The organism is Neobacillus phoenicis (assembly GCF_047302305.1).
In the GTDB taxonomy this organism is placed as follows: Bacteria; Bacillota; Bacilli; order Bacillales; family Cytobacillaceae; genus Neobacillus.
The window spans coordinates 1,406,445-1,417,905 of record NZ_CP154847.1 but is presented as its reverse complement, the minus strand read 5'-3'; the positions used below and the strand labels follow the sequence as shown (position 1 = coordinate 1,417,905).

Genomic DNA, 11,461 nt, shown 5'->3' with positions numbered 1-11,461 from the left:
CTAAACCACAGAAAAGTAGACGTAAGAAAAGAGGAAAGGTGACTGGATTTAGAAACTTTTTTAAGGAGATGACGGGGTTATTCCGCTGGTTTTCTGATTTATTCCGCCAACTTTGGGCGAGATTCCGCCGGTTTGTGGATTTATTCCGCCAACTTTGGCCAGCTTTCCGCCAACTTTCAGATTAATCCCGCCAAACACGGTTTCAGCAACAAAAAAAAGAGCCGAAACCAGCAAATGGTTTCAGCTCTTTTTCATATTTCATGCTTCTACTGCACTTTTATTTTCTATTTGTTTTTTCATTCTTAAACGATCTCGCTCAAGGATTGGTTTTAAGTATTTACCCGTATACGATTCAGGCACTTCTGCTACCTTTTCCGGTGTACCAGACGCAATAATGGTTCCGCCCTTGTCGCCTCCTTCAGGTCCTAAATCAATCAGATAATCGGCAGCCTTAATGACATCGAGATTGTGCTCGATCACAAGGACTGTATCCCCATTTTCAACCAATCGCTGAAGTACAACGAGTAAACGTGAAATATCATCTACATGAAGTCCAGTTGTCGGCTCATCTAGAATGTAAAATGACTTACCAGTCGAACGGCGGTGTAGCTCTGAAGCAAGCTTCACCCGTTGGGCTTCCCCACCGGAAAGTGTTGTGGCCGGTTGACCAAGCTTGATATATCCGAGACCAACATCCAAAATCGTTTGCAGCTTACGGCTGATTTTTGGAATGTTTTCGAAAAATTCAACGGCTGCTTCGACCGTCATATCAAGAATATCGGAAATATTTTTCCCTTTATACTTCACTTCCAGCGTCTCACGGTTATAACGCTTTCCATGGCACACTTCGCATGGAACATACACATCAGGTAAAAAATGCATTTCAATCTTAATGATTCCATCCCCACGGCAGGCCTCACAGCGACCACCCTTCACGTTAAAGCTAAAGCGTCCTTTTTTATATCCACGGACCTTCGCTTCGTTCGTAGCGGCAAATACATCACGAACGTCGTCGAAGACACCAGTGTAGGTAGCTGGGTTAGAGCGCGGTGTTCTGCCAATTGGCGATTGGTCAATATCAATTACTTTTTCTAAATAATCAATTCCTTTTATGCTCTTATGCTCGCCTGGCTTTGTTTTTGCATGATGAAGCTTTTGTGCCAGTGACTTATGAAGAATCTCATTAATGAGCGTACTTTTTCCTGAACCTGATACACCCGTAATAGCGATAAACATGCCAAGTGGAATTTTCACATTAACATTTTTCAAGTTATTTTCAGATGCGCCTTTAATTTCGATGTAACGTCCATCTGGCTTACGGCGTTCTAATGGCAAAGGAATAAATTTCTTACCCGACAAATATTGACCTGTTAACGAATTGGGATCCGCCATGACTTCTTCTGGTGTACCGGCCGACACCACCTGTCCGCCATGCACGCCAGCACCCGGGCCGATATCAATTAAATAATCAGCGGCTATCATCGTATCCTCATCATGCTCAACAACAATGAGGGTATTGCCAATGTCCCGCATCTGCTGCAGCGTGCCGATTAAACGGTCATTATCTCGCTGATGCAGTCCAATCGACGGTTCATCTAGAATGTATAATACGCCCGTTAAACGTGAACCGATTTGCGTCGCTAACCGAATCCGCTGCGCCTCCCCACCGGAAAGCGTACCAGCCGTTCGGCTGAGTGTTAAATAATCAAGTCCTACGTTGATTAAGAAGCCGAGGCGCTCACTGATTTCACGGAAAATGAGTTTCGCAATTTGCATCTCTTTTTCCGTCAGCTTCAATTCAGAGAAAAATTGATGCGCTTCTTCAATCGAAAGGTCGGTCACCTGAGCAATATGATGACCATTAATTAGGACAGCTAGAGTTTCCTTTTTCAGACGGTATCCTTTACAGGTTGGACACGGTTGCTGAGCCATATATTTTTCCATTTGTTCCCGTATATAATCAGAGCTTGTCTCCTTGAAACGACGCTCGACGTTCCGGATGACTCCTTCAAATTCGATATGCCCTTCACGGATTTGACCAAAATCATTTTCATAGCGGAAATAGATTTTATCACGGCCTGAACCGTATAATACTTTTTCTAACAGATGCTCTGGAATGTCCTTTACGGGGATGTTCATATCCACCCCGAAGTGATCACAAACTGCCTCAAGCAGCTGTGGGTAATACTGCGAGCTTGTCGGCTCCCAAGGGGCAATTGCATGCTGCTTTAATGTCAGATCCTTGTTAGGGATGACTAAGTCCACATCCACTTCGAGCTTGGAACCAAGACCATCACATTCAGGGCAGGCACCAAACGGACTGTTAAAGGAGAACATCCTTGGCTCTAACTCACCAATGGAAAAACCACAAAGCGGACAGGCATGATTTTCACTAAATAACAGTTCTTCCTCGCCAATCACATCGACAATGACTTTTCCTTCACCTAGCTTTAAAGCCGTTTCAAGTGAATCGGCAATTCTAGCAGATATGCCCTCCTTGACCACGATTCGATCGACAACCACTTCAATCGAGTGCTTCTTGTTCTTTTCTAATTCGATCTCATCTCCGAGATCGAGCATTTCCCCGTCTACACGGACCCGAACAAAGCCTTGCTTTTTAATATCCTCAAGGACCTTTACATGCGTACCTTTTCTTCCGGAAACCACCGGTGCAAGGATTTGCATCTTTGTTCGTTCAGGATATTCCAGGATCCGATCGACCATCTGCTCAATTGTTTGTGAGGAGATTTCGATATGATGAATCGGACAAGTTGGGTGTCCGACCCTTGCAAATAACAAACGTAAATAATCGTAGATTTCTGTCACGGTCCCGACTGTTGAACGTGGGTTCCTGCTTGTTGTTTTTTGATCGATAGAAATGGCAGGGGATAATCCCTCAATCGCATCGACATCCGGCTTATCCATCTGACCCAGAAATTGTCGGGCATAAGCTGACAGGGATTCCACATACCGGCGCTGCCCTTCTGCATAAATCGTATCAAATGCTAGCGAGGACTTCCCTGAACCGGAAAGTCCCGTCAACACTACAAGCTTATCTCTCGGAATGGTGACATCAATATTTTTTAAATTGTGGGCTCTGGCGCCTTTTACAACCAGTTTCTCCATCGCCATGTGTACGTCATCCTTCCGCTTTAAGTTCCAATAATAGGTCACGAAGCTCGGCAGCACGTTCGAAGTTTAGTGCCTTTGCTTCTGTCTTCATCTCTTGTTCCATCGTAGCAATCAGCTTTTCTCTTTCCTTCTTGTTCATCTTGCTGAATGATGCAGCTGGTTTGTACTCTTCTTGCTCCTCTGCCGCATGTGTCGCACGTATGACATCACGGATTGCTTTTTGAATGGTCTTTGGCGTAATACCATGCTTTTCGTTATATTCTTCTTGGATGGCACGGCGCCGCCTTGTTTCGCTAATCGCTAGCTCCATCGAATTCGTCATGCGATCAGCGTACATAATGACATGCCCATTGGCATTCCGTGCTGCCCGGCCAATCGTCTGAATGAGTGATCGCTCAGAGCGGAGGAAACCTTCTTTGTCCGCATCAAGAATGGTTATGAGTGACACCTCAGGAATGTCCAGACCTTCACGGAGCAGGTTGATTCCGATAAGAACATCATATTTCCCCATTCGCAGTTCGCGGATGATTTCAATTCGTTCTAGCGTTTTTACTTCTGAATGTAAATATTGAACTTTAATCCCAATTTCTTTTAGGTAATCGGTTAGGTCCTCTGACATTTTCTTCGTCAAAGTGGTGACAAGGACACGTTCATTTTTCTTCACACGTTCTTGGATTTCCCCGATTAGGTCATCAATTTGACCCTCGATTGGTCGAACCTCAATCGTCGGATCTAAGAGTCCTGTCGGGCGAATAATTTGCTGAATCATATCCGGTGTATGCTCCAGCTCATATGGTCCAGGAGTCGCCGAAACAAAGATGGCGTTGTGAACATGCTTATCAAATTCATCAAACGTTAACGGCCGGTTATCAAGAGCCGATGGCAGACGGAAGCCGTGGTCCACGAGGACTTGTTTCCTTGCTTTGTCACCATTAAACATACCCCTGATTTGCGGCAGGGTAACATGCGACTCATCGATAATCATGAGAAAGTCTTCTGGAAAATAGTCGAGCAGGGTATACGGTGTTGAACCTGCAGGTCTTAATGTCAGGTGCCTTGAATAATTTTCAATGCCTGAACAAAAACCCATTTCTCTCATCATTTCTAAATCATAGCGGGTCCGCTGTTCGATTCGTTGGGCTTCAAGCAACTTATTGTCCGCTCGCAGCTCTTCAAGGCGTTCTTCTAGTTCTTTTTCTATGTTTTGAATGGCAACGCGCATTTTCTCTTCTCGTGTAACGAAGTGAGACGCTGGAAAAATGGCGATATGCTCGCGTTCACCAATAATTTCACCTGTGAGCGCATCCACTTCACGAATCCGGTCGATTTCATCACCGAAAAATTCTACACGCACGCAATGCTCATCACGGGAAACGGGAAAAATCTCAACAACGTCTCCTCTAACCCGAAAGGTACCGCGTTTAAAATCTATATCATTTCGTTCATATTGTATATCGACTAAGCGATGGAGCAGGTGATTGCGTTCGATTTCCATTCCGCTTCTAAGAGATAGCACCATCTCGCGGTATTCTTCAGGAGAACCGAGACCATAGATACAAGAGACACTGGCAATGATGATGACATCTTTCCGTTCAAATAGGGCAGAAGTCGCAGAGTGGCGCAATTTATCAATTTCATCGTTTATGCTTGCATCTTTTTCAATGAAGGTATCGGTTTGCGGAACATACGCTTCTGGTTGATAGTAATCATAGTAGCTGACAAAATACTCTACCGCGTTGTCCGGGAAAAATTCCTTGAACTCACTGTAAAGCTGTCCTGCTAATGTCTTGTTGTGGGCGATGACTAGGGTCGGTTTGTTTACCTCTTTAATCACGTTTGAAACGGTGAACGTCTTTCCTGTTCCTGTTGCCCCAAGGAGTGTTTGATGACGCTTTTTATTTCTAATCCCCTCGACTAATTGGCGGATTGCTTCCGGCTGATCCCCCTGTGGAGAGTACGCTGAGACTAATTCAAATTGGTCTTTCACACGATTTCCTCCCGTACTAAATAAATCACTTTTCAGCTTAAAATCTTGATAATGACCGGGATGGTGCTGGAAAGTGTATCCTCTAAATTTTCATATTAACATTCTACCACAATACCCCAAAAACAAACCAACAATATGCGAACTAGTATTCGTTTTTTTATTTTTTTAGCTCTGTTAAACAAGTCTGTTGATTTCCGCTCCAGGCGCGAGCGGTCCGCGGGCGTGCCGGGGAGCCTCCTCGTCGCTTCGCTCCTGCGGGGTCTCCCCTGCCCCGTACTCCCGCAGGAGTCTTCGCGCCTTCCACTCCAATCAACAGAGTCCAAAAATCAATTTATGCTATAACATAGCCTAACGAATAAAAAAAGCCTGCCAGTTTCCTGACAGACTACGTTGATTTGTTAGATTACTAGGTCTTCTTTACTGATCTTGGCTTCATTTTAGCAGCCAGCCAGAAACCGGCGGTCAATGAGAAAGCATCGATGACGATTAACACGAAGGTATTTGTATACCCTTTATATACAGAGGCAGCAATCAGTGCAACCGTTAAAACTAGGCCGATTAGTCGATTATAAGTGACCCGTGTAAAAAGCAGGACTAGTAACCCTGGCAAAATAAATGCCGACAAGTATTCAATAACATTTACCAATGGGTACACCTCATTCAATAAATTTCTGTTAATTAATTCTAGAAATTTATCAACAAAATTGCAACAAAAATATTAATTTCAGCGGCCCTTATGATCCATGCTTCATTTGAGACGCTGCTTCTTTCTGACTTGTCATCAGGCTTACTAGTACAAAACAAAGAAATGAGAGCACGATTGGCATAACTACAGTATGAAGACCAAAGGCATTTGGATGAAAACGATCTAATAGAATATAAGACCCCATTCCCACAACCATGGATGTTATCGCTCCATGCTTATTTCCCTTACTCCAATACAAACCTAAAACAACAGGCCAAATAAAGACTGATTCAAGACCGCCGAACGAGAATAAATTAAGCCAGACAATTAAATCAGGTGGACTTAAAGCAAGCAGGATCACAAGAATTCCAATCACCGCCGTGACACCGAAGCTGACTTTTTTTACATGGTTGTCTTCTGCATGTGGCTTGATGTAATTTAGATAAACATCTTTTACTAATGCAGAACTTACAAGAATTAATAAGGCATCTACCGTGGACATGATCGCTGCCATAGGAGCCGCAAGGACAATACCTGCAACATATGGTGGTAAGACCTTCATCGACAACAACGGCATAACGGTATCACCAATTTTCACATTCGGAAGAACTGGCCGGGCAAAGACACCAATTAAATGCATGCCCAGCATGATAAAGCCGACCACAATAGTACCAATTATGATTGCACTGTGCATGGCCTTGGAATTTTTATAGGACATCGCACGCACCGTAATTTGCGGTAAGCCGACCACACCGACCCCTACCAAAATCCAAAAAGATGAAACGTAGGCCGGAGTCAGATTATGTTGGGCACCAAACGGGCTGATCAGGTTGGGATTCTCTGCGGCTAAATCAGAAATAATTTTGGGTATTCCGCCTCCAGCCTTAATGGTTGCAATCAGCAGAATCAATGTCCCTATAAACATCACAACGCCTTGAACCGTATCCGTTAACGCAACCGCTCGGAATCCGCCAACAATCACGAATACAAGGACCGAAAATGCAAAAATAAGCAGTGCGGTTTTATAGGAAAGGCCTGTTAAGCTTTCAACCAGTCGGGCTCCGCCAATCCACTGGGCTGTCATTGAGGAAAAAAGAAAAATAATAATACTTGCTGCAGAAAGTAACACGACTGTTTTGCTTTTATACCGCTCTTTCAGGAAGTCTATTAATGTGATAGCTTTATACTGCCGAGCGACTATCGCGAATTTCTTTCCTAATACCATTAAAGTAAAATAACCGGTTGCCAGTTGAGCCATCGCTAGCAAGACCCAGCCTAATCCCTGGGTATAGGCAATCCCTGGGCCCCCAATAAAGCTGCTGGCGCTTCCGTATGTAGCAACCATCGTCATGGCAAGAATAAAGCCACCCATTTGGCGTTCCCCTAAAAAGTACTCCTCTAGGAATGAATTCGATTTAATCACAATTTTGTTTGACCAAAGACCGATGGCAAAAATAATGAGTAAGAAGATGATCAATGGTGTGATAACGGGCCAGTTCACTCGCTCTCCCTCTCTTCCTCTTCAAAGGGTACATCTTTGAATAAAAATTTGATGGTCAAAATAACCAGTATGACCATTACAATAAAGCCAACAATACAGCTGTAAAAGAACCAAGCAGGAAGTCCAAATATGTATGAGTAATTGTTGACGTTACCTGAGCCAAGGCCATAGCCAAAGCCATACCACCAGATAAAATTAATGAGAACAAGGATGACACCTATCAATGCTTCTTTATGTGCAATCTTAAAACGCTTGTCCTCTGGATTGACTGTTTTTTTCAACAGTACTCCCCCTCTGATATTTTCATATTATGTTTCACTAATATTGAACATTTTACCAAACATAGTGGATAAATAAAGAAAAAACTAATGAGAATGTGTCTAGTGGGACGAATCTCATTAGCCTTAATCATGTTTCATTTTAAGATAATTATTAAAGAATTAACATTATAAAGACCAATAGGTTAATGTATCAAAAATACCTAATAACAGCATTAGAACACCTGCGCTCCATTGACTGACCCTTCCAAACTTTCTCCCCTTTTTCATAATCACGCCGCTACCACCGAGGTACACAAATGAAATGTCCCTTTAAATTTAATAAAGCCTAACATTAATAAACCAACTAATATTAATAAAGGTCCCATTATCTTTCGAAGCCACGGAAAATATAACGTTAGATTTTGTTCAATTTCTCTACCCAGCAACCACACCAACGCACCTAATAATGAAAATGCTACTATTTTACCTAGAGTAAAACTTATAACATCCTTCCATGCTATTTTTCTTTGAATAGAACGATTGCCATAAAGGGTTACAGTACTAATATTTCCCGTAAGCTGACAAGGAGCAAGGGCCCCTACTAACCCTAAGATTAAAGCAAAAACGATCGGCCACGATTCTAAGCTATTTGCCATGTTAAAAAACGGTTCACTTAATACTCCACTTATCTTACTCAATAAACTATACAATCGAATCACCTATAATCAATAGATTTATAACAAACCATAACATAAAATCGTGCAGAAAATATGGAGACTTCCTTACAAAATAAGAAAGAGACTGACCTCTTATAAGTCAGCCTCCAACCTTCTTATTTTGTTTTATCAGCTAATTCTTTCAAAGCATCAGTAAGTTGATCGTTCAATGTGCTTAATGCTTCTTTATCTAATGTGTCTGCCTCTGAACCAGCAATCGTTGGATCAAGATATTTTTCAATCTTCTCATACAAATCCTTATTATCTTTTTTCACATCATCCTCAAATGATGACCATTGCTCTTCCAATTTTGGTCCAACTTCCTTCACCTTAGCCTGGTCACCATTATCAATTGCTTTTGATAATTGCCCAGTTGTCTCTAACATTTCATTTACCCCATCAGAAACCTTACTATCAGTTGAACTGCAACCCGCTAAAACTAATGCACTTACTAGACCTAATGCTACAACCATTGAAGTTAATTTTTTCATGTTGATTAACCTACTTTCAAATTATTGTTTTCTGTTTTTAGCTTTTTACTTTTCATTCTCTTTACTAAAATAATCACTACTGCACCAAGAATTAGAATTATCTGTGGGATCGTGCTTTCCCATGTTGGATATAAAGCAAAGAAATCTATGCTCGGGATACTTTGAGAATTTGTGGTTGGGATTAAGCCCGCTAATTGGAGGCTATGGATACCCATGCCAGTAAATTTAATGCAAAGATAAAAAACGATTACACTTGATACTGTAAAGAATGGACGAAGTGGTAATTTTAGTCCCACATAGATTAATAAGAAAGCTAAAACACCCAGTATTGCAGTTCCTATTAAAAACCCAATCAAAAGGGATTGGAGCTTAATTTGGCTCGCCATTCCGATATAAAATAATACTGTTTCCGTGCCTTCTCGAAATACAGCAAGAAAAGCAAGAATACCTAATGAGACAATGCGCCCTGTGGTAACAGCAGTTTGACTTTTTTCACGAATATAGCGATTCCAATCAGCGATATTGGATTGACTATGAAGCCAATAACTCATATACAGTAACATGACTGCTGCAAAAACGCCTGTCCATCCACCTATTAGAGCGTTGTTGTTCCCAAACGCACCAGATGAAATGACAAATTTAACAATAAGGGCAAGAACTAAACTAACACCTAATCCAGCTGCCACTCCACCCCAAATCCAGCCTCTTCCCTTTGCCAGACCTGATTTTTTTACGAAAGACATAAGAGCAATGACTACAAGTAACGCTTCTAATCCCTCACGAATAAGGATCATCGCTGCATCCCAATACGTGTACTCAGATTTATTCGCTAATGGTGTAAGGTAATTTACCATGTTATCGACCGTTTGAGTTGCTTTCTCATAGTTTGGTGGATTAGCAGTAAGCATTGCTTGGATCGTAACTAAATCTCTTTCCGAGTCACTGTATACTTTTGCTGATTGTGCAACCACGATTCCTTCCACGCTTAGCCAACTATCAGTGGCATCCTGAATGCTTGAAATGGCTTGAGTTCGGTTTTCGTTTTTAATTTCTTTTTTTGTATTTTGTAACAAAAGAATAAATTCTTCTAAGGTTATATCTTCTTTCTTAAAGCCCGCCTCTTTTGGATAGCCACCATTAGCTACTTTCTCATTAACTGCCTTTAGATCCTGTAAAGCCTGTAGTACCTGATCCTGTTTTTTTATAGTAAAGGCATAAACAACCTTGCCCATATTTGATTCAATATCTCGATAGGCAGTAGCTGACTCAGCTTTTATACCCTCTTCAATTTCTCTCCAGGTTTTATTAAATCGTTCATATGCCTTCTCTGCCTCTGAAAGGTTTCCTTCTGTGGCGTAGCCAATAGCTTGGTCAACCGGTTCTTCGGCTTTCATGATATCTTCTTTGGCACTCCCGGCTGCTAATGCAGGATTTTGTACTCCAAATCCGAATAGTAGTAGAAGGATGACTATCTTATGTAATAAGTTTCTGCCCATCGTATCCCACCTTGAAGGTTTCTTGTTGATAATGAATCTCATTTTCATTTATCTGTATACTATTGTATTTTCATTGATAATGATTGTCAATTACAATTTCACTATTAAATATAGTAAAATGTGAACTTTCGAGTAAAAACCATCAATTAACTCATCACTGATAGTGTTCCCATTACACAAGAAAAAGACATCCTTTTACAGATGTCTTTAACCTTAATTACAAGTTCCATGCGGGCTGGGACAACCTACGCATGCTCTTTCGACTTGAATGGTACTATGCTCAATGTGGAAATCGTCATGAAGAATTTTTTGTGATTGGGCTAAGATTTCATCATGGAAACCATCATCACACATCGTAATATGGCAGCTTAGCACCGGGTACCCGGAGGTAATCGTCCAAACATGCAAATCATGTACTTCTTTCACCAGTGGAATTTTACCTAATGCTATTTTTACCTGATTCATATCGATTTGTTCCGGTGCCCCTTCCATTAAAATATGGAAGGAATCCTTCGTAACCCTATACCCGCTGATTAAAATCAAAACAGCCACAATTACACTGGCAATCGGATCAGCAATTCCCCAGCCGAAAAACATGATGAGAAGTGCGGCAACAATGGCTCCTACAGACCCCAGCATATCACCTAGCACATGTAAAAAGGCACTTCTTACGTTTAAATTCTCCTCCTTGTCACCCTTCATTAAAATCCATGCAGCAATGATGTTTACTATTAATCCTAGTACAGAGATCATTAGCATCCCCTTGCTTTGCACCTCTGGTGGATCAAAAAAGCGGTGAATCGCTTCATAAAAAATATAAAGAGAAATGACAACAAGCGTAATTCCATTCAATGCTGCTGCAATAATTTCAAAGCGCTTGTAACCATAGGTTTTTTCCTGTGATCCCTGTTTCTCACCAAGCTTGATTGCGAAGAAGCTCAGCCCTAGTGCTGCTGCATCGCTAAGCATATGGCCAGCATCAGACAAAAGCGCCAAGCTATTGGTTACCAAACCACCAATAACCTCGACAATCATAAAGGCAGCTATTAATAAGAAAGAACTCAACAATGCTTTTTTATTACTTGTATGTGAATGACCATGTGAGTGGCCGTGTGAATGTCCATGATGATGGTGATGTCCCATGTCAATTCCCCCAAAGAGCTCTTTTAGTAGCTCCAAATTTATCTTTTTCT

9 protein-coding genes and 1 pseudogene are annotated in these 11,461 nt (G+C 41.7%); all 10 read right to left on the bottom strand.

All coding sequences use genetic code 11. The features are described from left to right. Positions 1-60: 60 nt before the first annotated feature. Positions 61-234: a hypothetical protein gene (locus AA0X95_RS07245; RefSeq protein ID WP_413307211.1), complete on the bottom strand. Its 174-nt coding sequence runs from the start codon at positions 232-234 to the stop codon at positions 61-63. Between the two features lie 24 nt (positions 235-258). Continuing rightward, positions 259-3,132, bottom strand: a complete 2,874-nt coding sequence (gene uvrA / locus AA0X95_RS07240; RefSeq protein ID WP_413307208.1) for an excinuclease ABC subunit UvrA — start codon at positions 3,130-3,132, stop codon at positions 259-261. A gap of 7 nt (positions 3,133-3,139) precedes the next feature. Next, positions 3,140-5,119 carry an excinuclease ABC subunit UvrB gene (gene uvrB, locus AA0X95_RS07235; RefSeq protein ID WP_413307205.1) on the bottom strand — a complete coding sequence of 660 codons (1,980 nt, stop codon included), beginning with the start codon at positions 5,117-5,119 and terminating at the stop codon, positions 3,140-3,142. A gap of 406 nt (positions 5,120-5,525) precedes the next feature. Beyond that, complete coding sequence (locus AA0X95_RS07230; RefSeq protein ID WP_413307202.1) at positions 5,526-5,765, bottom strand: CsbA family protein; 240 nt, start codon at positions 5,763-5,765, stop codon at positions 5,526-5,528. A gap of 88 nt (positions 5,766-5,853) precedes the next feature. Continuing rightward, complete coding sequence (panF, locus tag AA0X95_RS07225; RefSeq protein ID WP_413307199.1) at positions 5,854-7,305, bottom strand: sodium/pantothenate symporter; 1,452 nt, start codon at positions 7,303-7,305, stop codon at positions 5,854-5,856. Continuing rightward, on the bottom strand, positions 7,302-7,586 hold the full coding sequence (locus AA0X95_RS07220) for a YhdT family protein (RefSeq protein ID WP_413307196.1): 285 nt from the start codon (positions 7,584-7,586) through the stop codon (positions 7,302-7,304). Before AA0X95_RS07220 ends, panF begins: the two co-directional genes overlap by 4 nt. Before the next feature lie 165 nt (positions 7,587-7,751). Then, a pseudogene (locus tag AA0X95_RS07215) lies at positions 7,752-8,275 on the bottom strand (sulfite exporter TauE/SafE family protein). 122 nt (positions 8,276-8,397) lie between these two features. Further along, entirely contained in the window at positions 8,398-8,772 is a 375-nt protein-coding gene (locus AA0X95_RS07210) for a hypothetical protein (protein WP_413307194.1), read from the bottom strand. 5 nt (positions 8,773-8,777) lie between these two features. Continuing rightward, positions 8,778-10,268, bottom strand: coding sequence for an FTR1 family iron permease (locus AA0X95_RS07205; RefSeq protein ID WP_413307191.1), 1,491 nt, complete (start codon positions 10,266-10,268; stop codon positions 8,778-8,780). 213 nt (positions 10,269-10,481) lie between these two features. Then, positions 10,482-11,411 carry a cation diffusion facilitator family transporter gene (locus tag AA0X95_RS07200; RefSeq protein ID WP_413307188.1) on the bottom strand — a complete coding sequence of 310 codons (930 nt, stop codon included), beginning with the start codon at positions 11,409-11,411 and terminating at the stop codon, positions 10,482-10,484. Positions 11,412-11,461: the final 50 nt, after the last annotated feature.